This is a genomic window from Paenibacillus sp. J22P218 (assembly GCF_056269195.1).
In genome coordinates this window covers 1,113,695-1,136,151 of record NZ_JBWDNL010000002.1, presented here as the reverse complement: position 1 = coordinate 1,136,151, position 22,457 = coordinate 1,113,695, and the positions used below count along the sequence as shown (strand labels likewise).

20 protein-coding genes are annotated in these 22,457 nt (G+C 49.8%); 6 read left to right on the top strand and 14 right to left on the bottom strand.

What is annotated here, in order from left to right; all coding sequences use genetic code 11:
• Window positions 1-33 precede the first annotated feature (33 nt).
• The 11 genes from AC0YN0_RS14255 to pdhA all read right to left on the bottom strand — a co-directional run bounded on the left by AC0YN0_RS14255 (window position 34) and on the right by pdhA (window position 12,918).
• Window positions 34-2,319, bottom strand: coding sequence for a type IA DNA topoisomerase (locus AC0YN0_RS14255; protein WP_475821795.1), 2,286 nt, complete (start codon window positions 2,317-2,319; stop codon window positions 34-36).
• Between the two features lie 269 nt (window positions 2,320-2,588).
• On the bottom strand, window positions 2,589-3,710 hold the full coding sequence (locus AC0YN0_RS14250) for a hypothetical protein (RefSeq protein WP_475821794.1): 1,122 nt from the start codon (window positions 3,708-3,710) through the stop codon (window positions 2,589-2,591).
• 50 nt (window positions 3,711-3,760) lie between these two features.
• Window positions 3,761-4,081 carry a hypothetical protein gene (locus AC0YN0_RS14245; RefSeq protein WP_475821793.1) on the bottom strand — a complete coding sequence of 107 codons (321 nt, stop codon included), beginning with the start codon at window positions 4,079-4,081 and terminating at the stop codon, window positions 3,761-3,763.
• A gap of 107 nt (window positions 4,082-4,188) precedes the next feature.
• Window positions 4,189-5,676 carry a glutamate synthase subunit beta gene (locus tag AC0YN0_RS14240; protein ID WP_475821914.1) on the bottom strand — a complete coding sequence of 496 codons (1,488 nt, stop codon included), beginning with the start codon at window positions 5,674-5,676 and terminating at the stop codon, window positions 4,189-4,191.
• A 229-nt stretch (window positions 5,677-5,905) separates the two neighbouring features.
• Window positions 5,906-6,394, bottom strand: a complete 489-nt coding sequence (locus tag AC0YN0_RS14235) for a dihydrofolate reductase (RefSeq protein ID WP_442049745.1) — start codon at window positions 6,392-6,394, stop codon at window positions 5,906-5,908.
• 51 nt (window positions 6,395-6,445) lie between these two features.
• On the bottom strand, window positions 6,446-7,402 hold the full coding sequence (locus tag AC0YN0_RS14230; protein ID WP_475821792.1) for a thymidylate synthase: 957 nt from the start codon (window positions 7,400-7,402) through the stop codon (window positions 6,446-6,448).
• 53 nt (window positions 7,403-7,455) lie between these two features.
• Entirely contained in the window at window positions 7,456-7,941 is a 486-nt protein-coding gene (locus AC0YN0_RS14225) for an acyl-CoA thioesterase (RefSeq protein WP_475821791.1), read from the bottom strand.
• Window positions 7,942-8,058: 117 nt separating this feature from the next.
• Window positions 8,059-9,474: a dihydrolipoyl dehydrogenase gene (gene lpdA, locus AC0YN0_RS14220; RefSeq protein ID WP_475821790.1), complete on the bottom strand. Its 1,416-nt coding sequence runs from the start codon at window positions 9,472-9,474 to the stop codon at window positions 8,059-8,061.
• Window positions 9,475-9,477: 3 nt separating this feature from the next.
• Window positions 9,478-10,794, bottom strand: coding sequence for a dihydrolipoamide acetyltransferase family protein (locus tag AC0YN0_RS14215; protein WP_475821789.1), 1,317 nt, complete (start codon window positions 10,792-10,794; stop codon window positions 9,478-9,480).
• A gap of 58 nt (window positions 10,795-10,852) precedes the next feature.
• The gene (locus AC0YN0_RS14210; protein WP_442049750.1) at window positions 10,853-11,830 is read right to left on the bottom strand and encodes an alpha-ketoacid dehydrogenase subunit beta; all 978 of its coding nucleotides are present in this window, start codon (window positions 11,828-11,830) and stop codon (window positions 10,853-10,855) included.
• Window positions 11,831-11,850: 20 nt separating this feature from the next.
• On the bottom strand, window positions 11,851-12,918 hold the full coding sequence (gene pdhA / locus AC0YN0_RS14205; protein WP_442049751.1) for a pyruvate dehydrogenase (acetyl-transferring) E1 component subunit alpha: 1,068 nt from the start codon (window positions 12,916-12,918) through the stop codon (window positions 11,851-11,853).
• A 307-nt stretch (window positions 12,919-13,225) separates the two neighbouring features.
• On the opposite strand from pdhA, the gene AC0YN0_RS14200 reads away from it, so the two are divergent.
• Window positions 13,226-13,966 (top strand): alpha/beta hydrolase, encoded by a 741-nt coding sequence (locus AC0YN0_RS14200; protein WP_475821788.1) that lies wholly within the window; start codon window positions 13,226-13,228, stop codon window positions 13,964-13,966.
• Between the two features lie 389 nt (window positions 13,967-14,355).
• Here the strand turns inward: AC0YN0_RS14200 and AC0YN0_RS14195 are convergent, their stop codons facing one another.
• Both AC0YN0_RS14195 and AC0YN0_RS14190 read right to left on the bottom strand, forming a co-directional pair.
• A complete protein-coding gene (locus AC0YN0_RS14195; protein ID WP_475821787.1) occupies window positions 14,356-14,847 on the bottom strand; it encodes a low molecular weight protein-tyrosine-phosphatase in 492 nt (163 codons plus the stop codon).
• Window positions 14,834-15,472, bottom strand: a complete 639-nt coding sequence (locus tag AC0YN0_RS14190; protein ID WP_337101497.1) for a trimeric intracellular cation channel family protein — start codon at window positions 15,470-15,472, stop codon at window positions 14,834-14,836. The genes AC0YN0_RS14195 and AC0YN0_RS14190 overlap by 14 nt, the downstream gene beginning before the upstream one ends.
• A 228-nt stretch (window positions 15,473-15,700) precedes the next feature.
• Here AC0YN0_RS14190 and AC0YN0_RS14185 point away from each other — a divergent pair, with 228 nt between their 5' ends.
• The 5 genes from AC0YN0_RS14185 to AC0YN0_RS14165 all read left to right on the top strand — a co-directional run bounded on the left by AC0YN0_RS14185 (window position 15,701) and on the right by AC0YN0_RS14165 (window position 20,283).
• A complete protein-coding gene (locus AC0YN0_RS14185) occupies window positions 15,701-16,339 on the top strand; it encodes a thiamine diphosphokinase (RefSeq protein WP_475821786.1) in 639 nt (212 codons plus the stop codon).
• Window positions 16,340-16,497: 158 nt separating this feature from the next.
• Entirely contained in the window at window positions 16,498-18,081 is a 1,584-nt protein-coding gene (locus AC0YN0_RS14180; RefSeq protein WP_475821785.1) for a plastocyanin/azurin family copper-binding protein, read from the top strand.
• A 17-nt stretch (window positions 18,082-18,098) separates the two neighbouring features.
• Window positions 18,099-18,785 (top strand): cupredoxin domain-containing protein, encoded by a 687-nt coding sequence (locus AC0YN0_RS14175; protein WP_475821784.1) that lies wholly within the window; start codon window positions 18,099-18,101, stop codon window positions 18,783-18,785.
• A 183-nt stretch (window positions 18,786-18,968) separates the two neighbouring features.
• Window positions 18,969-19,547, top strand: coding sequence for a sigma-70 family RNA polymerase sigma factor (locus AC0YN0_RS14170; RefSeq protein ID WP_475821783.1), 579 nt, complete (start codon window positions 18,969-18,971; stop codon window positions 19,545-19,547).
• On the top strand, window positions 19,537-20,283 hold the full coding sequence (locus AC0YN0_RS14165) for an anti-sigma factor (protein WP_475821782.1): 747 nt from the start codon (window positions 19,537-19,539) through the stop codon (window positions 20,281-20,283). The genes AC0YN0_RS14170 and AC0YN0_RS14165 overlap by 11 nt, the downstream gene beginning before the upstream one ends.
• Before the next feature lie 79 nt (window positions 20,284-20,362).
• On the opposite strand, the gene AC0YN0_RS14160 is transcribed toward AC0YN0_RS14165, so the two are convergent.
• A complete protein-coding gene (locus AC0YN0_RS14160; RefSeq protein ID WP_475821781.1) occupies window positions 20,363-22,348 on the bottom strand; it encodes an endonuclease MutS2 in 1,986 nt (661 codons plus the stop codon).
• Between the last annotated feature and the right edge of the window lie 109 nt (window positions 22,349-22,457).

Genomic DNA, 22,457 nt, shown 5'->3' with positions numbered 1-22,457 from the left:
TGTTTTCCTCCTAACCATACGGCCTCTATTGTTTTATTCGATTGCTAATTCTCCGGTCGATTCATTTCTTAATACGATTCGGCCCTCCGTCTGGGTTCCATCCGCAAGGGTCACCTTTAGCTTCGTCGTCTTGCCCTTCTCAATCAATGACTTCACTTGACCGTCGGTTAAGCTTCGACCGTAGCTTTCCTTCCAAATAACGAACTTGCAGCCTTCCTTATAATGCGAGCAGCCGTAACCCTTCCGTCCCATGAAGATCGACCCGCCGCATCCGGCACTTGGACATACACCGATTACAGACGGCTCAGAAGCCGCAGATGGGGATTGAACGGCAACGCCGCCCTTTGATCCGGTTGAGGACTTCGCACTTGCTGAACGAGCGCGTGAACCGCCTGAAGCGGATGCAGACTGTTCCCCTCCGGACTTGCCTTTGCTTCTTGTTGTCTTGCTTTGAGCAGGCGCCTCGCTTTCGAACGAGTTTTTGTTCGCGCGCGACTGTACGCGCACTTTATCGACAATCATCGTAGCGAACTTCTTAACATTGTCCATAAACTGCTGATCCGAAGCGGAGCCTCTCGCGATCTCATTCAGACGACGCTCCCACATCCCGGTCATTTCCGGTGAAGTTAGCAGTTCGATACCGGCACCGCGTATTAATTCAATGGCCGTACGGCCCTTTTGCGTTATAAGGATCTTTTTGCCCTGCATTTCGACATAACCGACATTTTTGAGTCGCTCGATTGTAGCCGCACGTGTAGCCGGCGTGCCTAGACCCGAGTCCTTCATCGCATCTCGCACATCATCGTCCTCGATCTGCTTGCCGGCGCTCTCCATCGCTTTCAGCAGCGTTCCCTCCGTATAATGCTTAGGAGGCTGCGTATCCTTTTCCTTCACAATGGCGTCGGCGCAAGTGACACCTTCGTTGGCCGATATCGAGAACGGCTCGCTGACCTCGATTTCTTCGTCCTCGGCCTCTTCCTTGTCTTTACCCTTTGTCGTCTTAGGCTTGTCCTTCTTCTGATCGGCGTAGATCACTTTCCATCCTAAACTGAGCAACTCCTTCACCGTCGTCTTGAAGTTCTCGCCTTCAACTTCTGTAATTACCGTATGCACCTTATATTCAGCTGCAGGATAGAATTGCGACAGAAACCGGCGCACGATCAAATCATACAGCTTTTGCTCATCCGGATTTAAACCGTTCGCCTTGCGATAAGTCGGCAATATAGCGTGATGATCTTCCACTTTGCTCGGATTGCAGATGAATTTATTCCCTTTATGGACGAGGCCGCGATTTGCGCCTTTCACGAATTCATCGTAAGCCGTCCCTTGCAGCGCGTTCAACGTTTTATGCATCTCCGGAATGTTCTGCTCGGTTACATAGTTGGAGTTCGTCCTCGGGTAGGAGATCACTTTATGTTTCTCGTACAGAGCCTGAGCGACGTCGAGCGTCTTCTTGGCCGAGAATCCGTATTTGCCATTGGCTTCACGCTGAAGCAGCGTCAAGTCGTACAGCTTGTTCGGGTATTCCTTCGTATCCTTTACCTCATAGGAAGCAATCCGCCCAGGCTTACCTTTCACCTTGGCAGCTAAAGCATCAGCCTTCTCCTTATCGGTCATTCGCTCGCCCTGCCACATGCCGCGATACGTCATTTCGCCTTGGGCGAAGTGCCCCTCTAATTCGAAAAACTTCAGCGATGAGAACGCCTCAATCAGCTTCTGCCGATCATAGATCAGAGCAAGCACCGGAGTCTGTACGCGTCCGACGGACAGCAACACATTATGTTTTGTCGTGAAAGCCCTTGAGCCGTTCATGCCTATCAGCCAGTCCGCTTCACTGCGAGCCGTAGCCGCCTTCGTCAGGTTTTCGTATTCTGAGCCCTCGCGCAGCTCCTCGAACCCCTTCCTGATTGTCTCAGGCGTCAAGTCCGATATCCAAAGCCGTTTTACCGGCTGCGAGAGCTTCAGATGCCGCTGAATGAGCGAGAAGATGTATTGACCTTCCCGCCCTGCATCGCATGAGTTAACAAGTCTATCACTGCGCTTCGCCAGATCGGCGATCACCTTGAGCTGGTCCATCGTTTTCCGGTTCGGTATGAGCTTGAACTTGTCCGGTATTATAGGCAGATCATTAATATTCCATTTTTTATACCGATCGTCATAGGCGTCAGGCTCGGCAAGCCCGATGAGATGGCCGATCGCCCACGTAATAATATAATGCTCTCCTTCTATGTAGGAACGGTGATTTTTCGCCTTCGGATCTATTGCGGCCGCTATATTTCTTCCCATATCGGGTTTTTCCGCAATAATTAACGTCTTCAATACAGAATCGCTCCTTCATTACGATCATTCTATTACCTATTTTACAGATAAACGTTGGCTCTCGCCATTACTTTGCGACCTATTCTCACAAGGTGAAACGGCTATCGCCGTCCTTTGGAGGCGCTGCGCGTTTCATTCCGGAGAAATATAGAGAAAGCATGGCGAATTGAAATTTTCCTATATCTAGAAAAAAACCTGATCGGATCTTCATCCGAATCAGGTTCATTCCTGAATAATAGGCTATAAAATCCTATAATAGCTTGTATTTTTTAGTCTTCGACATAAGCTGTAATCGTGCCGAAAATCGATCGAACGCCATCCGACCAACGCGGATCCTCGGCATATTTGCGGTTAATCCAAGTGAATGCATCGGCATCCGCCGGTCTATCCTTGCTTAAGTTAAAGATCGTTCTAGCCGCAATTTCTGCTGAATCATGGATTGTCGTATTATACTCCTTCCAGCTATGGAACACATTGAAAGGATTGTTCGCTATCTCGTCAGCTAGCTTATTCGTCTTAGGAACGAAGCCCTGCTCCTGCCCTGTTATGGCGAACAGCAGGATCGGATGAATATCGAATGCATGAGCGGCATCCATAATGGCATCGAAGTAAGGCTGCTCCGCAAGTACGGACGATTTCGTCTCTAAGTAGCGAATAAGCATTTCCTCATTAATCGGCGCATAACGAAGCTCCATCGGCAGCCCGCCTGCGGCCATCTCGACTTTCTGTACGGGATTCGTCGCAACAGGCGGCAGCATCTGACCGGCTGACGGCCTTGACAATGACCAGGCGTACAATACGGACGTTACAGCTAAAATGATGCAAAGCGACAAATACATCAGATTGCGTCGTTCAATCCTTTTCTTGATCAGCTCGGACGCTGAACTCGGAAGCGAGATTACCTCAGCCGTTTCAATAGTCTCCGCACCTTGATGCAGCCTCACCGAATGCGTGGTAAGTTCGGCTCTTAACTGAGTCCATAAGCTGTCTGCGTGCGTATCGCTTTCCATGCTTGGATTAGCAAGCTTGTCCAACACACGCCCCGTTACTTCCGAATCGCATTGAACGTTCAATTGATGCTCTATCCACTCGTGGAATGGGACCGCTATGGCAGTAACGTTGCGATCCAATGCCAAGCAAGCGTCGAAAATATCATCGGCCTTAACCGGTCGTCCCTGTTCCATAACGGCGCTTCGAATCAAATCAGAAGTAATCAATCGTTTGACCGACTCTTCGAATGCAGGCAACTGCTTATGTATGATACGAGTAACGGCATCAGCAACGATCTCCGCCCGTTGCTCCTGCGGCATTGAAGAATACTTATGTTGAACATAGCTGCGAATGTTTCTAACATCAGTCGGAGAAACAACCAAAGCTTCCTCGGCCGGCATCGTTAATCGCTCCTTCGCATCAACTCATACCGATTTTACCACAACTTTCCTTACGATGGGGAGCTTAGTTTCTGAATGAGCTCTTGAATATCGGTGCGGTTTACAAAATTCGTTATTTGCTCCTTCTCCCCTACCGTGAATTGATATTCACAGTCGCAGCCTTCGTCCTGCGGCACGATCTGCGCAATAGCACCGCTATGCGTGCAGATGACCAGCCCTGTGAAGTCGATCAAATCATCAGGAATAGGTGTAGCGAGTTCAAGCTCAAAGCGCAGTGAAATGTCGATCCACTGATCATCCCGGCGTTCAATCATCGGCTTAATCGTATGAAAGCGCAGCTCCGTCACTCGATCCAACCCATACTTAATCACATTAATTACCCCACAATCTAACTTAAATGGCATGTCCAGCTGTTGCCCTGCAAGAGAAAAAGCGCCCGAAGGCGCTTATCTAAATACATGTTATCACCAGCCTCTTATTAAGGAAGCATCGACGATCCCATCAAATATTTGTCAACCTCGCGAGCCGCTTCGCGCCCCTCGTTGATTGCCCATACGACCAAGCTTTGGCCGCGGCGCATATCGCCAGCTGCGAACACTTTGTCCACACTGGTTTTGTATTTGCCGTAGGCTGCTTTCACATTCGTGCGACGGTCTTGCTCAAGGCCGAGCTGCTCGATTACCGGCTTCTCTGGACCTTCGAAGCCGACTGCGATGAATACGAGGTCGGCAGGCCATACTTTCTCGGTGCCCGGTATTTCGCTATATATTTTGCGGCCAGTCTCATCAACCGTACGCTCGATTTGAACCGTGTGGAGCTCTTTCAATTGGCCATTCTCGTCGCCAACGAATTTTTTCGTCAAGACGGAGAATGCGCGCGGATCTTCGCCGAACAACGCTTTCGCTTCCTCATGCGCGTAATCAAGCGTATAAACGTTCGGGAATTGCGGCCAAGGGTTATTGATCTGATCACGCTCAAGCGGAGCTTTCGCATGCGTGCCGAATTGCGTTACCGACTTGCAGCCGTGGCGAAGAGCTGTTGCTACGCAGTCTGAACCTGTGTCGCCGCCGCCAATGACGATAACGTCCTTGTCTTTGGCCGAAATGTAGTTGCCATCTTCCAGGTTCGAGTCCAAGTAGCTCTTGATCGTGCCGTTCAAGTAGTCCATTGCCATATGAACGCCGTTCAAGTCGCGGCCTTCGATCTCGACGTCGCGAGCGCGAGTCGATCCGCCGCACAATACGACAGCATCAAAGTTTTCAACAAGCTCGTTAGCGGTAATGTCTTTGCCGATCTCCGTGTTCGTAACGAATTCAACGCCTTCCGCTTCCATCAAATCAACGCGGCGTTGAACGACATGTTTCTCAAGCTTCATGGTAGGAATACCGTAAGTGAGCAATCCGCCGATGCGGTCTGCGCGCTCGTATACCGTTACGGTGTGACCCGCTTTGTTCAATTGTGCTGCAGTCGCCATACCGGCAGGGCCGGAACCAACGACAGCAACGCGCTTGCCCGTACGCATCTTCGGAGGCTGCGGTACGACCCAGCCTTCTTCGAAGCCGCGGTCAATGATAGCTTGTTCGATCGTCTTAATCGTTACAGCGTCGCCAATAAGGCCGACTGTACAGGAACCTTCACAAGGCGCTGGACATACACGGCCCGTGAACTCAGGGAAATTGTTCGTTTTATGCAGGCGGTCAAGCGCTTCACGCCATAGTCCACGATAAATGAGGTTATTCCATTCTGGAATGAGATTGTTAACCGGACAGCCCGATACAGAGCCCGCCAGTTCCATTCCCGTATGGCAATAAGGCGTGCCGCAATCCATGCAGCGCGAGCCTTGCGTCTTCAACTGCTCATCCGAGAAATGCTTATGAAATTCCTGCCAATCTTTAATGCGCTCCAGCGGGTCGCGATCGGCCGGCAATTCGCGTTGATATTCCATAAAACCAGTAGGTGTAGACATGATCGCATTTCCTCCATCCAAATTTCCGTTTACCATCTTAACAATTCTCTTTAAAACTATATCGGGAAATAATCAAATATTCAACTACAAACTTTTTCAGTGTGCTTATATACTATTGTAAAACATCCTAGCATTTCTGTCACAAGGACGTTAATGGATTATACGCACAATCATTTGCACTATCTTACATAACGTTCGTAAAAAGTATACGTGATCCCGCTAAAAATTGCTACTGCTTACGTAAATAAGTACAAAATGTGAAGTTATACGTATTGTGCTCATCCTTCTGTTTATGTTCGCCTTTGGTCATTTGCCACTCTGTTTCATCGAACGACGGGAAGTAAGCATCGGCTCCTTCAATGTCAGCTTCGACGTCCGTTAGTAGCAGCTTGTCCGCAAATGGAAGGAACTGCTCATAAATATCGGCACCGCCCATAACCATCAACTCATCGCCACGATATTTCTCAAGCGCTTCCTCGACGGAATGAACAATCTCGCAGCCTTCCTGCATATAATCGGCTTGCCTAGTCAAAATAACGTTTTTGCGATTCTTAAGCGGTTTGCCAATCGAATCAAACGTTTTTCTGCCCATAAGTACGGTCTTGCCCGTTGTGTTGGCTGTAAAATAAGCCATCTCTGCCTTCAAGCGCCACGGCATGCGGTTTTCAATACCGATCGCACGATTGCGGTCCATGGCAGCAATTAAAGTTATAGACATCGAAGCTGCCCCTCTCTAATGAAATACGCGATCGTCTTCCTTATTAAAGCACTAGACGGCTACTGGAGCCTTAATCGTCGTGTGCGGATTGTACCCTTCTACCTTTAAGTCGGAGACTTCGAAATCAAATATCGATTTTTTGTCCGTATTCAGAATAAGTTTCGGAAGCTCTCGTGGCTCGCGGCTTAGCTGCAGCTCGATCTGCTCGATATGATTGCTGTAAATATGAGCATCGCCCAGCGTATGAATGAAATCTCCGACCTCAAGGCCGCATTCATGCGCAATCATATGCGTCAGCAGCGCGTAGCTGGCGATATTGAACGGAATGCCAAGAAAAATATCCGCGCTTCGTTGGTACAGTTGGCAAGACAGCTTGCCTTCAGCTACATAGAACTGGAACATCGTATGGCATGGCGGCAAAGCCATTGTCGGAATATCCTCCGGATTCCAAGCCGATACGATCAGCCTTCTGGAATCGGGATTGCGTTTGATCGTATCGATGACATCCTTCAACTGATCAATCGTCTCGCCCTGTGTTGTCTTCCATTGCCGCCATTGCTTGCCGTATACATCACCGAGTTCGCCGAATTCAGCAGCGAATGTTTCGTCTTCAAGCACATTGCGCATAAAGATATCCATCTGCTCCGTATACAACAAATGAAACGCTTCGTCCGTCTGCGAGCGCAAGCCGAAGTTCGTCATATCAGGTCCATTATAAGCGCTGCTTTCTATCCATCTCTTGAACGCCCATTCGTTCCAAATATTGTTGTTGTTCTGAAGCAAATAACGGATGTTCGTATCTCCCTTTATAAACCATAAAAGCTCGCTCGCGATTAAGCGGAACGGAACTCGTTTTGTCGTTATTAGCGGAAAGCCTTCACGCAAGTCGAAGCGCATCTGATAACCGAAAGTGGAAATCGTGCCCGTTCCCGTGCGGTCTTCCTTCTTCGTGCCGCTGGAAAGCACATCCCTTAGCAGCGTCAGATAGGCTTGCTCGTTGTTGCTCATTTCGATTCGCCCCCTCTTCTCAACCCAACTGCAAAATATCATATATTATATCATTAAATGCGATCTCTGTCCTGCTTTCGTTTACGCCGCAACTGATGACGTTCTGGCGCAGAAGCATGAAGGCTAAGCTCCTCCTCAGACTCCGGAATGACAGCTGGAACGGGCGATGGTTTGCCATCTGGCCCAAGCGCAACAAAGTTGAAAAATGCGGTTACCGTTTTCCTGCGATCACCCGTATACAAATTTTCCGACTCCACAGTAACGTATATTTCCATCGAGCTGCGATGCGTCCATGTTACGAACGCTTCAACCTCTATGACCTCTCCAACCCGAATCGGCGCCAAAAAATCGAGACTGTCCGTCGAAGCAGTTACTACCTGCTTTCGCGCATGGCGCATGGCGGATATCGCTGCAACCCTATCCATATATTCCATCAGCTTACCGCCAAACATCGTCTCATGATGGTTCGTATCAAGCGGGAATATGAGCTGTGTCATGATGGTTCGCGATTCACTTGCCTTCCTAGTAGCCGGTTCCATAGACGATTCCATCCCTTCTGGCACTCGTATTAGCCTTGTAAAGCACAAAGAGGCCCCGACGGCAGAAGCTGCCGCGTGACCTCTATTATTGCAAATAAGCAACGATTATATAGCTTATTACTTAATGAACGTATGGATCGGATGACCAAGCGCCACTTCAGCAGCGTCAAGGACGATCTCGCCAAGCGTTGGATGCGCGTGAATCGTAAGCGCGATATCTTCAAGCGTAGCACCCATCTCGATGCCCAGAGCAAGCTCTGCGATCATGTTGGAAGCTTCAATACCGATAATTTGTGCGCCAAGAACAAGGCCGGAATCCGCATCGGATACAAGCTTCACGAAACCTTCGTTAGCGTTAAGCGACATAGCGCGGCCGTTGATAGCGAACGGGAATTTGCCCACTTTAACGTTATGGCCTTTGTCCTTCGCTTCTTTCTCGCTAAGTCCAACGCTTGCGCATTCTGGATCGGAGAAGCAAACAGCAGGTACGCATTTGTAATCGATGACGCTAGGCAGACCCGAAATCGCTTCTGCTGCGACGCGGCCTTCGTACATCGCTTTGTGAGCAAGTGCAGGTCCAGCGATAATATCGCCGATTGCGTAGATGTGCGGAATGCTCGTACGGCATTGTGCATCAACCTCGACAAGACCGCGATCGGACATCTTCATGTTGATCAGATCAAGACCAAGTTCGCCATCCGTGTTTGGACGACGACCAACGGTTACGAGCAAGTAATCAGCTGTTACTTTCTCTTCTTTGTCGCCTACCGTGTAAGTGACTGTAACGTCTTTGTCTGTTTGTTCTGCGCTCTTCGCTTGCGCGCCGGTAACGATATCGACATTCGTGCTCTTCAGCTTCTTCGCAACGATCGAGGACATATCCTTGTCGAAGCCAGGAAGGATAGCGTCAGAACCTTCGATAACCGTGACTTTCGTGCCGAACTTGGAGTACATTTGGCCAAGCTCGATACCGATGTAGCCGCCGCCGATAACGACAAGGCTCTTCGGAATTTCTGGCAAGGACAATGCGCCTGTCGACGATACGATACGGCCGCTGAACGGGAATGCTTTCAGCTCGATCGGACGCGAACCAGTAGCGATGATGCAGTTCTTGAAACGGTAGCGCGGCGCTTCTTGATCGTTGAAGACGCGAGCTTCGTTTTCGTTAATGAACATCACTTCGCCTTGGAAATATTGAACTTTGTTCGCTTTAAGAAGCGATGCAACGCCGCCCGTCAATTTTTTGACGATGCCGTTTTTGAATTCTTGCACTTTAGTGAAGTCAACCTTCGCCTCGCCTACTACGATACCGAAAGCGGAAGCGTGGCTGATCGACTCGTATTGATGCGACGCGGAAATGAGCGCCTTCGACGGAATACAGCCTACATTCAAGCATACGCCGCCTACATATTCTTTATCCACGATTAAGACGTTTTGGCCTAGCTGAGCGGCACGAATTGCCGCTACATAACCGCCAGGACCTGCGCCGATGACTAGAGTGTCAATATCTAGGGAAGCATCTCCAACTACCATGTCTTATACCTCCATAATGAACAGTTCAGGTTGGCCCAGAAGCTGTTTGATGTAGTTCATAAAGTTTTGTGCGGTTGCGCCGTCGATGAGACGGTGGTCGAAGCTAAGCGACAATGCCATAACCGGAGCCGCTACGATCTCGCCGTTACGTACTACCGGTTTCTCGGAGATACGGCCCGTGCCAAGAATCGCAACTTCAGGGAAGTTGATTACCGGCGTGAAGAACATGCCGCCAGCCGAACCGATGTTCGAAATCGAGATGGTGCTGCCTCTAAGCTCGTTCGCGCTAAGCTTGCCGTCACGGCCGCGAACAGCCAGGTCACGAATAGCGTCAGCTACCATGAAAATATTTTTGCGGTCCGCGTCTTCGATAACAGGAACGATCAAGCCGTTGTCCGTATCTGTTGCGATACCGATGTTGTAGTACTTGCGCAGAACGATTTCTTGATTAGCTTCGTCAAGCGTAGCGTTCATAATCGGGAACTGGCGGCATGCTGCCACGAGCGCCTTCACGATGAACGGCAAGTACGTAAGCTTCGAACCTTTTTTCTCTGCATAAGGCTTGTATTTTGCACGAAGCGCAACAAGCTCAGTTACGTCTACTTCATCCATGATTGTAACGTGTGGCGCTGTGTAAACCGATTTAACCATCGCGTTCGCAATCGCTTTGCGAATGCCTTTGAACGGTACGCGCTCTTCTGGACGGTAAGCTGTACCGGAAGCAACTGGAGCTGCTTTCGCTTCGCTCTTAGGTGCTGCTTGTTCAGCAGGTGCCGCTGCATCAGCTGTTACTGTTGCAGGAGCTGCCGCTGCGCCGCCGAATCCAGTAACGTCATCACGCGTAATACGTCCGTTTTTGCCAGAGCCGTTTACTTGCGTCAAGTCAACGCCTTGCTCGCGAGCGAACTTGCGAACGCTAGGCGTTGCAAGTACAAGTCCGCCAGTCGCTTTAGGCGCTTCAGCGGATGGAGCAGCAACAGAAGCCGCTTGTACCGCTGGCGCTGGTGCAGGAGCCGCCGCTGGTGCCGCTTCTGCCTTAGGCGCTTCCGCTGCAGGAGCTGCTTGCTCAGGCAAGTCGCCTTCCGCGTCAATAATCGCAACAACCTCGCCTACATGGCATACTTGGCCGTCCTTCATACGAACTTCCACTACTTTGCCGTTAACCGGGCAAGGCACTTCTACGATCGCCTTGTCGTTTTGAACTTCCATAATAATATCATCGTCAGTTACCGTGTCTCCGACCTTGATATGCACTTTAACGATTTCGCCCTCGTGCAATCCTTCGCCGAGCTCTGGGAAACGATATTCAAATTTAGCCACCGATCGCATCCTCCTCAATGTCAAACTCACTATGCAAGCAAGCTATATTTTACAAGTTCTAAAAGTTCAGCACTTTCTGAACGGCCGCTACGATGCGTCCCGTCGTTGGAAGCCAAGTGTCCTCGATTTGCGCGAACGGATAAACGGTATCCGGTCCTGCAACGCGAAGCACTGGCGCTTCCAGGTGCAAAATCGCTTTTTCATTGATTTGCGCAATAATCTCAGCAGCAGCGCCAGAAGTTTTCTGTGCTTCTTGTACAACGATCGCACGGTTTGTCTTCTGAATCGATGCTACTATTGTATCGATATCAAGCGGAAGCAGCGTACGAAGGTCGATAACCTCTGCCTTAACGCCCGTTTTCTCAAGCTCTTCGGCCGCTTTCACTGCCGTATGAACCATCATGCCGTAAGAAATGATCGTAACGTCGCTGCCTTCGCGCACAACGTTCGCTTTGCCGATCTCGACCGTGTATTCGCCCTCTGGAACTTCCGCTTTGAACGCACGGTACAAATTAAGATGCTCCATGAAAAATACCGGATCATTGTCGCGAATAGCCGCGATCATAAGGCCCTTCGCATCATAAGGGTTCGAAGGGATAACAACTTTGATGCCCGGCGTTTGAATCGCAAGTCCTTCAAGGGAGTCGGTATGCAGCTCAGCCGCTTTAACGCCGCCGCCGAAAGGCGTACGGAATACGATTGGCGAGTTGTAACGCCCGCCCGAACGGTAACGCATGCGCGCCGCTTGAATGAACATTTGATCGAGCGCTTCATAGATGAAGCCTACGAATTGAATTTCGGCGATTGGACGGAATCCTTGGATACCCATGCCGACTGCCATACCTGCAATTGCGGATTCCGCGAGCGGCGTATCGAATACGCGATCTTCTCCGAATTCTTCCTGCAATCCTTCCGTTACGCGGAATACACCGCCGACCTTACCAGCGTCCTCGCCAAAGATGAGAACGTTCGAATCACGTTTTAATTCTGTGCGCATCGCGTCGCGAATCGCTTCCAACATATTCATTTGAGCCATGGTCGTCTGATCCTCCTCTTCTATTGAAAATCGGCTTTTTGCTCTTCAAGATGCTGCGGCGTCGTTTCGAACATCGAATCGATGAGGCCTGGAACGGTCATTTTTTCGACTGCTTCCGCTTTCTTGATATGCTCGTTAACCGTTGCTTTCGCTTCTTCTTTTACGCGAGTTGTATCTTCTTCCGTCCAAAGGCCTTTTTTCTCCAAATATTTACCGAAGCGCACAAGCGGATCTTTCAGTGCCCACTCAGCTTCCTCGTCCTTCGTACGGTACTTCGTCGCGTCATCCGCCAAGGAGTGCGGACGGAAACGGTACGTCAACATTTCGATCAAAGTAGCGCCTTCGCCGTTGCGTCCGCGTTCAGCAGCTTCTCTAACCGCTTTGATTACGGCAAGAACGTCCATGCCGTCTACTTGCACGCCTTTGATACCGGCTGCAACCGCTTTGTGCGCAACCGACAATGCTGCCGTCTGCTTAGCGAAAGGTGTCGTAATCGCGTAACCGTTGTTTTGAACGACATAGATCGCAGGAAGCTTGTAAATACCGGCAAAGTTAAGACCTTCGTAGAAGTCGCCTTCCGACGAACCGCCGTCGCCTGTATACGTAATCGCTACGCGTTTCTCGTTCTTTTTCTTAAACGCCATTGCAACGCCAGTCGCGTGCAAAATTTGTGCGCCGATAATGATTTGCGGCATAAGAACATGCACGTCTTGCGGAATTTGTCCGCCGTGCTGATGTCCGCGGGAATATAAGAAAGCTTGGTACAATGGCAAGCCATGCCATACCAATTGCGGCATATCGCGGTAGCCTGGGCAAATGAAATCGTCTTTATTAAGTGCATACTCACTGCCGATCATCGAAGCTTCTTGTCCGGATACCGGAGCGTAGAAGCCAAGTCTGCCTTGACGGCCTAGGTTGACGGCGCGCTCATCCCAAGTACGGGTAAATACCATGCGGTACATAATTTCTTTAAGCTGCTCATCCGTCAGGTCAGGAAGCAAGCTTTCGTCAATAACTTCTCCTTCGAGTGACAGCACGGATAGCGGCGTTACCGGTTCCGTTTGAACTTCGTATGGCAATTTGCTCATTTTGAACGCTCACCTCAATTGAAATATTTGAAAATCGTTTACCTCTGTTATAGAATTATTATAAACCTGTTTAACGAAAATGGTCAAAGCAAAAAACAAAAAAACCGTTGTTTTTTCGCTAATTATCATCATTCTGTTAAGAAATTGTATATGCTACAGATAAATATTTGGACTGTAACAGAATAATACAACAGAACGGGAATAGACGATTCACCTATGTTTACCTTACTATTGTTTACCCACATCAGCTGCATTCCATTCAAACGGTGAAACTGCCAGGCGATTAAATAAGGAGGAATTTATTACGATGACTGATGAACGTTATTTGAAGAGAACGATTGTGAAAGAAACGGTGGCAAGCCGCTACTTGCCCGAGCAAGCGCGCAATTTGCGCGTTTTTCTCCCGCCAGGCTATAACGAGCTGCTCAGCTATCCCGTCGTCTATTGCCAGGACGGCGAAGATTTCTTTAATTTCGGACGCATTGCGACAACTTCGACGCAGCTCATTCTCGATGAAGGCCTTGAACCGTTCATTATTGTAGGTGTTGATGTAGATAAGAAACAGCGCACGGAGGAATATTCACCGGATGGCGAACGGTTCGCCGCGTACACGACATTTTTCGCAGAGGAGCTTGTCCCTTTCATCGAAGAGCGGTTCGCAGCGAGAAGAGATCGAGACGCCCGAATTCTAGCAGGCGATTCGCTTGGAGGTACCGTGTCTCTCCACTTGGCGCTAAACTATCCACATCTGTTCAATAAAGTCATTTCTTTGTCCGGCGCCTACTATCCCTATTCCCAAAGCCTAATTGCGAACGAGACCGATCTTCGCGGATTATCCATATACATGATTGTCGGCCTGCAGGAAACCGCTTATGAAACGACGGATCGCGGCGTTTTTGATTTCGTTGCGCTGAACCGTAATGCAAAGGCAATATTGGAATCCAAGCAGGCATCTATCTCCTATGAAGAGAAGGACGGCAAGCATCAATGGGGATTCTGGCAAAAGGAAGTCGGTCAGGCGCTTAGTTATTTTATCGAAGTGGAATAGAGGATTGTTACATGAAAAATGCTCGCTGTCAGTTACGACAACGAGCATTTTCTGTATCTGTGAGACAGTCGATTCATCGCTCCAGTTCCAAACCCTACGCACCCGGACTCTCCTATTGAAATAACATTTTGCCTGTATTTCATACCGTCAAATTGTTCCCATTCGCCTGTTAAGTGACTTTTGATTGGAAAACATACAGTCAAATCCTGCATTTTAGCCCTCGGCAGCCTAACTCCGTCCATTTGACTGTACAAAATCCAATCAAACTCTGATATTATCTCGATCCTAGCCTTTTGACTGCACAAAATCCACTCATAAGGCTAGGACATCTCTAAGAGAGTGTACGATTGGGTAAGATTCGGTTGACGAATGAATGGACAGCCTATCCCTTACAATGAAAGATCAGTCTTAATCTTAGTAAGCAACTGACGGCAGCCTGCCTCCACTAATTCATAGACATAATCGAAGTTTCCGCTGTAATACGGATCAGGCACATCGGCGAAGCCGCGTTCCGGCAACAGCTCCATGAATGTGAATAACTCCTTGCGGTCTTCCCGCTTCGCTTCTGAACGTTCCAGCAACGCTCTAACATCCCGAATATTATTATTGTCCATACAGACAATATAATCGAATTGTCCGAAGTCGTTGTCGTTCACGAGTCGGGCCTTCATGCCTTCATACGATATACGATGGGCATCCAGCTGTTTTCTCGTTCCTTCATGCGGCGGATGGCCGATATGCCAATCCCCGGTGCCGGCTGAGTCTACTTCAATCACGCCGTCCAGTCCCGCTTCCTTTACTTGATGTCTCATAACCGCTTCGGCCATTGGAGACCTGCAAATATTGCCTAAGCATACGAACAATACGTTAACCTTCGTCATAAGTCCCCTCCTCGATGATTCTTGCCTTAAGCGAACGTCGCGGCAGTTTCCACTTGAAGTATACGGATAACATTCGGAATCCAATAATAATAACGAATAAGATCAGCAGTTCGAGCGTGGACTTGAACCAGCCAAGACCGATTGCAAGGCCCGCCAGCATAGCCCATACGGCATAAATTTCATCCTTTAATACAAGCGGCTTGCGTCCTGCGAGAACGTCCCTAATGATTCCGCCGCCGATCCCTGTCATCATAGCAGCGACAAGCACTGCGCTAAGCGGATGCTTCATTTGAGTTGCATATAGCGCACCTTGAATAGCGAACGCCGACAATCCAATAGCGTCGAAAAACGCTTCGCTTTTCCGCCAATGCTGAATCCACTTAACGGGCAATAGGAAAGCAATCGTCATCGCTATGATCGCTATCTTAAGCAATGAGCCTTGATTCCATATCGCCGTAACCGGCATGCCGATCAACAGATTGCGGACAACGCCCCCTCCGAAAGCGGTCACCAATCCAAGAACGAATACGCCTAAGATGTCGTATTCCTCCTCCATCGCAACGATCGCGCCGCTGACTGCGAACGCAATCGTGCCGATGATGCTGAATATGCCGAAAATATCCATATCCACTGCTATACGCCCCTCTTCCCGTCCATTGCACCGAGCCAGCTCGGTAGTTTCCTTCCCCATTTTAGCCCCGACCATTCGGTTACGCAACGACAAATTTCGCCTTTTGTCTAACTTTTTGGTACAACCTATGCAATTATGAGTAGTTTTTGCCCAGCACATAGCGATATACTGATAAACGAGCTTATAATGTACGTATTCTAGCTTACGGAAAGGGAGAGCGAGATGAGTCATCGAATCATCATTTTTACGGGCGGCTTGCTGGGAGATTGGGCGCTTGAACATATAACAGAAGACGATATATTGATCGGGGCAGATAGCGGAGCCAGGTTTCTCGTTCAACACGGACTTCGACCGGATATTGCAATTGGCGATTTCGATTCCGTCAGCGATTCGGACTTAGCAGTCATTCGCGAGCAAAGCGCGAAGACGATTGCTTGCGATCCGATCGACAAAGACTTCACCGACACCGAAATGGCCTTTCGGCTGGCGCTTGATTTGAAGCCGCAAGAAGTGATGCTGCTCGGCGCGCTCGGCACAAGATTCGATCATTCGCTCGCGAATGTACACTTGCTGTCGCTTGCCGATGAGCTCGGCATTCATGCCTCGATTATTGATCAGCATAATATCATTTACCTTGCGTCCACGGTGACAACGGTTCATAAAAGGAACTTCGCCAATGTGTCATTGTTGCCGCTGTCGATGGAGGTAACCGGCATTACGCTTCGCGGTTTCCAATATCCGCTTGCGGAAGCGACACTTTCAATTGGCATGTCGCTCGGGATTAGTAACGTGCTACTGGATGAAACCGGCATCCTTTCGTTCAGAGAGGGCAAGTTGCTCATCATTCAGAGCCGTGATTAAGTACCTGGGGGATAATTACAATCCATGATCAGCTACATCTTTTCCTCAATAAAAATATTAATTAAATGAGCTGACGATCAAACCGATTTGTCTCCTCGTTCGTTATTACCTATGGAAACGAAAGTATTGCGCACTTAAAAACCATAGGAGGTATATTAATGAACGCAAAAAAAATGATACTCGCTTTATTTGTTCTGATCCTATGTATGAGCTCAATTCTCGCTTTGGGCGCATCAGCCGAAGAACAAACTGCAGGAACCGTACAGACCGATGCCGATACCGCCGCTGAGCTTGGTTTGCTGCTAGGTGACGGGAATGGCGTGAATGAAACGTATTTAGCCAAAAAATCAACCAGACTGCAAGCCGCCATCATCTCTCTTCGCCTTCAAGGTCTATTGGATGAGGCCATGGCCTATACCGGTATCGGCAACTTCTCTGACGCAAGCCAGGTCAGCAACAAAAATCAGGCTGTACTCGCATACCTGAAGAACCATCCGGAACTCGGTTGGTCAGGCATCGGCAACGGGAAATTCGATCCGGCCGCCGGCATCAGCTCCCAACAGCTGTACAAAGTTTTGCTCGAGATCGCGGGCTTCAAGGCCCAGAAGAACTTCCCTTATGCAGAGACGGAGCAATTCGCTTCAATGAAGGGCTTGCAGCAAATCGCGGGCACGGCCTCCCTCACGAATGCCCATATCGCAACCGCGCTTGTCGAGGCGCTTAACGTAACTGCGACCGGCGGAACATCGTTGTTCGCAGAATTGAAGGCCAAAGGCGTTATCGCGGCAACCGCAGCGCTGCCCGACAATCAAATTCTGCTTGAACGCAGCGATAAGCTGGGAACGTTCTTCACCGACCAGAATGGGCGTACGCTTTATTTCTTTACAAAAGATGCCGAGGACCCGAACTCCTGCCTGGATCAATGCCTTGTGAACTGGCCAATATTTTACGCTGATGATCTGCAAATTCCGGGTCAATTGAATCCGGATGACTTCTCGGTACTTACCCGTTCCGATGGAGCCAAGCAAACGACTTATAAAGGCTGGCCTCTCTACTACTTTGTTAAGGATTTGGCTGCAGGTGACGTGAACGGCGAAGCTGTCGGCGGTGTATGGTTCGTGGCAAAATCCGACTATGCCGTCATGCTCGGCACCTCCTCGAAGCTTGGCAATTACTTAACGGACGATGAAGGACGCACGCTGTATTACTTTGATAAAGATACGAAACAAACGAGCGCATGCGAAGGCGGTTGCCTCGCGAACTGGCCTGCCTATGAGGCAACGGGAGCAAGTACGATATCAACCTTGTCCGCTTCCGATATCGGCTCCATTACCCGCCCGGACGGATCGAAGCAAACGACGTATAAAGGCTATCCGCTGTATTATTTCGTCAAGGACATCAAGCACGGCGATATGCTGGGACAAGATGTTAACAAAGTGTGGTTTGTCGTTGACCCTGCCAAGTTTACCGGCACGACGGCACCGCAAGTAAAAACATACCGCATCGATATTAAAGAGTTTTCGTTCGGAACGGAGCCTCTGACGGTTGAAGTCGGATCCCAAATCATCTTCACAAATTTCGATGACATGAAGCATAACGCTGTTGCGCTTGACGGCAACTTCAAAACCCCGCTGCTCGCCAAAGGGGAATCCTTTACGATTAAGCTGGATAAAGCCGGAACGTACAATTATGTTTGTGAGCCGCATATGAACTTTATGACAGGCCAGATCATCGTAAAATGAGCGGAGTGAATAACAACATGCCAAAACATACCCGGGTATTAGCGCTCATCCTTCTCGGCTTGTTCAGTCTCGTTCTCTTGTCTGCTTGCGGTTCGAATGAGCCTGAAGAGCAGCAAGCGAATATGGCGACCGCATCCCCTGTTATTTCTACGGAGCCGACGCCGGAAACGACGGACGAAGCTGAGCCGGAGCAGAACGGCAATACGGATGCCTCGAAGGAAACCGAGGCCCCTGCAGAAACGCAAGAAGCAACGATCGCGCCCGCTACGGAAATAGCGGCTTCGCCGAAAACCAAGCCGTCCGACGATGCCCATGAAGGCGGACACTCGTCCGGCAAGGAAGACAACGCGGACAATAACGGGACAACACCCAAGCAAACCGCAACCCCGAAGCCAAAGCCAACAGCGACACAGCCGGCGAAGGAAACGCCAAACGATAAGCCAGCAGGACAGGTGCATATCGTAGAAATCGTGAATTTCGCCTTCTCGCCCGTAGAGCTAACCGTCAAAGTGGGAGACAGCGTGAAGTTCATCAATAAGGATGAAGTCGGCCACACAGCTACGGCCGATGACAAAACCTTCGATACCGGAAAACTCGACCTGGATCAAGCCAAGGAAATTACCTTCGCCAAAGAGGGTGAGTTTTCGTATTATTGCCTGCCGCATCCGGCGATGAAGGGGACGATCATCGTCGAAACCGAATAATTAAGCGTAAACGGATAACACCGTCCTCTTGCGGCAAAAGCAATCGTTTCGCGGAGAATTCTAAGGCAGTATAGAGGTAAGACTTATAGATTCTTAGAATTTGAGCTGAGGGAAACCGTAAACGGTTTCCCTCTATTTTGGTAAGATGAAATTTATTTAAGCCTGTTCTGGAGGCCACCTGATATGCGGAATCAATCCGATTATGAGATTATGCTGCTCATCAAGAGAAAACAGCATAAAGCGCTCGCCATTTTATACGACCGATACGCTTCACTCATCTATTCCTTCACCATGAAGGCGCTAAAAGATGAGCAGGCCGCTAGAGATATCGTCCAATCGGTGTTCATACGATTGTGGACGACCGAATCGGACTATAATCCCGATAAGGGGCGGTTTTCCAGCTGGCTGCTCACCATAACCCGGAATCTGACGATTGACTATCAGCGGAAGGAAAGGCGAGATAATGCGGGGCTTGTCCCTCTCGAGCCTGAGCAGTTGGAGCAAATACCGGACGAGTTCGCGGTATCCCCGGAAGACAACCTCATGAGAGGCTCGCAGAAGGAGCAAATTCGCAACGCTTACCGGCATTTGTCCAAGCAGCAAATTATGCTTCTTGAGCATTTTTATTGGCAAGGCTTCAGCTTAAGCGAACTGGCAAAGATCTATAATCAGCCGCTCGGAACGGTCAAGAACCGACTGCATCAGGCTTTGAAAATATTACGAAGGCATCTTCTTGCGGAAAGGGAAGGATATGATGCGTGACAACAGGCAAAAACTAATCTGCGACATGTGCCTGGATTATATATCCGGCGCGTGCACGGATGAAGATAAACGAGCATTCGAACGCCATCTTCCCAACTGTGCCGACTGCCGGGCCGAAATCGATGAACTTCGTTTCGTATGGGAGGCGTTCCCCGATAGCATGGAAAGAATCGAACCGCCGAAGGATTTGAAGAAACAAGTGATGGATGCAGCATTAGCCGCGGACGGGGATCGAAAGCCGGCAAGCAGTCGTCCCTCTGCGAAGCGTTGGATTACCCGCGCCCTTGTCTCGCTCGCCGCTCTTGTCTTTATTGCAGGCTCAGTCTGGAATTACGGCTTGTACCGGGAACGGATGGCTGCCCCGTTTACTTTGGAGCAAGCATTGGACATTCCTGCAATGCAAATTGAGCAATTGGTTTCATTGAAACCGGAGGATTCGCAGGCGGAGCGTGCTTATGGCGTCGCCTGCATCGTCAATAACGGTCAGAGCAAGCAGTTCATCGTCTATGTATTCGGAGCGCAGGCTACGGCCGGCTCGCAAGCTTATCAGGTGTGGCTGTTACAAGACGGTCAAAGGAGAAGCGCAGGCACATTCCGCGTTGATGAGCAGGGCATTGGCGTATTGGCACTGCCGATCGCGTCAGACAGCCTGACCTTCGATTCGATCGGCATCACCCTCGAACCGGACGACCGAGGCGACCAGCCCCGCGGCAACAAAAAGTTCGGCTCCATTTAAAGGATAAGCACCTAATCGAAGAAAGCAGCCCCTTCAGGTTTATGGCCTTAGGGGCTGCTTCTCTTTAAATCGGACCGCTCTATTCCTCTGCCTGGGTGATAATCTCAAGTCCTTCCACATGCTTGCGATTCATCTGATGTCTCGCTTTGCGATTTTCCTTTGTGTCGAACACGATATCCATATCGTATTGTTCACCTGGATACAGCTTCTCCTTCGCGATATAAAGCCGGAGTCTCTTATGATTGAAGGTATGTTTCTTCCCCTGTACCTGAACGATGACTTCTCCCTTCTCGTTCGCAGGACGAAAGACAACTCCAGCACGCTTAAGGGGATAAATCCATACCGCGTCGCCTTGTTGGAATGGCTGCATGGGAGGTTTGCTAGACGCATCGGCATGTTTCGTCTCTTTCACTTTCTCTTTAGACGCCGCACTAGAAGCTGCACTCAGCCCTGCTGCGTCAGCTCTGATGCTTGCTTCCATCTGCAGCTTCTCTCTCAGGCCTGGTATAAAGTCATCACCCTGCTTTTGTCGTGAAGTCTCTTTCGAAGAAAGCAGCACCTCGGCCCGTTTCATCACTTTCTCCGGCAATCCAAACCGTCTGGCAATGGCGAAGGCATGGCTGTCCCCGGATTCCCCGATTTCCAAGCGATACAGTGGCTGCAACGTTTCGGCGTCAAACGCCATCTTCCCGTTTTGGCAACCCGGCGTAACGGAAGCAAAGGTCTTGATTTCGTTAAAATGCGTCGTCGCAGCCGCAAGCGCACCGCTCGCAAGCAGTTCCTCCAATACGGCTATCGACAGGGCAATGCCCTCAGTCGGATCTGTCCCTGCCGCCAATTCGTCGAGCAGCAATAGTGACCGCGGCGCTGCACATTTGAGCATTTCACTAAGCACCGTAATATGAGAAGAGAACGTGCTCAGCGACTGCTCCAGGCTCTGCCCATCTCCAACATCGGCCACAACGTGCCGGAAGATGCCAATCTCGCTTCCTTCCTCCGCAGGAACGAGCAGACCGGATTGAACCATTAGTACGAACAGACCGATTGTCTTCAAAGTTACGGTCTTGCCTCCGGTGTTCGGTCCTGTAATGATGAGCTGCTTCCAGCTGTGGCCAAGCTCAGCGGTTAACGGTACGGAATGTGCCCCAAGCAAAGGGTGCCGAGCGCTGACAAGTCGTATAATCGGCTTATCAGCCAGCTTGATTCGCTTGCCTGCGATCGATCTGGAATGCTTCGCTCTTGCAGTAATAAAGTCAAAGGAAGCCATTGCTTCGACGTTGCGCCTAAGCTCATAAGCATAGGCTTCCGCTTGCTCCGAAAGCGCGGACAACACGATTGTCCGTTCTCTATCCTCTTCAGCCTTCCATTGTCCCAGCTCTTGTTGCAGATCGGATACATCGTTAGGCTCAACGAACAACGTCTGGCCGCTCGAAGACTCATCCCAAACCGTACCCGGTACCTGCTTCCTTAATTCTCGCTTTACAGGAATGACGTAACGATCCCGTCGCTTGCTCACTATCGGTTCTTGAAGCGCCGACTTATATTTGCTCAGCGTCTGCTCCAGTTTGCGCTGGATCTTATCTTCCGCCGCATAAATATGTCTGCGAATATAAGCGATATCAGGACTGGCCTGATCGGTCAATTGACCATAACGAATGCAGCGGGCGAGCTCCTCTCTAAGCTCCGGACAATCGAACATGGAATCGGCATAAGCAGCAATCGTCGGTGCGATATGTCGCTTGCTGTTCATATACTTCTTCATTTGGGCAACGGAAGTGAGCCATACGGCCAATTGATCAAGCTCCGCCTCGTTGTAGATTCTTCCTTTGCCCAGCAATGCCATGAAAGGCTCTATCCCTTCCATTGCCGATAACGGAATACTGGCGCCGCTCGCTAGAAGGTCGGTTGCCTCGGCTGTCTCTTGCAGCCATGCCTCCACTTGACGCTGATCCGTGCTAGGCTTCATTCGCTCTGCCAACACCTTGCCGGCTTCCGATACCGTATAACCGATAACCGATTCCTTGATCTTGTCGTACTCTAATCTTTTCAACGTTGCTTCATTCATTGCTTGTTAGCCTCCTTATAATAAAAAAAGACAGGAACAGAACGCGGGCGCGTTCCATTCCTGTCTCCATTGACCGACATAGCCTTCATACAGAATACGAATCAGCTAA